Consider the following 780-nt stretch of genomic DNA (forward strand, 5'->3'; position numbering starts at 1 on the left):
TTTACGGACTCTGCAACGGCGCGACCATCGAACCATATTTTATCGTCTTGTTTGGCACGTATTACCCAAAGAATGATGAGACCGACAATAAGGACCACTGCCAATGCGGTGTAGACCCAACGATTGACAGGCTGAGACCCAACGGCGGTAAACGAGCCAAGGATGGCTGCCAACACAAGAGACCCCAAATAAAACTTGTTGAAGAGCAGGAAGGTGCTCTGCGCCTTGAGCGAAGCCGTATCGGCCAAGTAATAAAGACTTGGATACATGGGCTTACACACGCTGTCGTTACCAGAGACGAAGTTCATGCGGCCGCCTCCACATCGATCTGCCCGGTCACCGCCGCGGCGATGAGGGCGGCACGGCGCTCTTTGAGCAGCGCGATGGTGCGCTCGGTCGCGGCGCGTACCGCGTCGATTTTCGCGGTCTCGCGGGTAATGTGCTCGACGATGGCGCGCTGTTCGTCTAGCGGGGGCACTTGTATTTCGATGTCGCGGAAGCCCTCCCAATACAGCCGCAGTCGGTCCCACACGATTCCATGCGACCGTCTAGCACACTCAGCACTAAACGCCGCTGTGCGGAAAAGGAATCCTGCGTACTCCGAGCTCAGTGCCCCCGTCGGCTGGGCAACCACATAGTCGGGACTCACAAGGCCGTCTTCTGGGGCAACTCCCACGGCGCCCTGCCACATCCGCATCTTGTTGAACACGACATCGCCACATCTAGCGACCTTGTATGTACTGAAGTCCGCGGCAGTAGCTTCTATCCGATCATCGGCAA

Annotated in this window: 1 protein-coding gene and 1 pseudogene; both read right to left on the reverse strand. The window is 57.4% G+C overall.

Annotated features, from left to right (window positions below; all coding sequences use genetic code 11):
- Positions 1 to 308: SLATT domain-containing protein (locus ACTFO6_RS17360; RefSeq protein ID WP_439935687.1), on the reverse strand; the 308-nt coding region annotated here is incomplete at its 3' end.
- Positions 305 to 780 (reverse strand): annotated as a pseudogene (locus tag ACTFO6_RS17365) (restriction endonuclease subunit S); the annotation flags it as partial. The pseudogene ACTFO6_RS17365 and the gene ACTFO6_RS17360, both read right to left, overlap by 4 nt.

This window comes from Pelomicrobium sp. G1, assembly GCF_051905455.1.
In the GTDB taxonomy this organism is placed as follows: domain Bacteria; phylum Pseudomonadota; class Gammaproteobacteria; order Burkholderiales; family UBA6910; genus Pelomicrobium.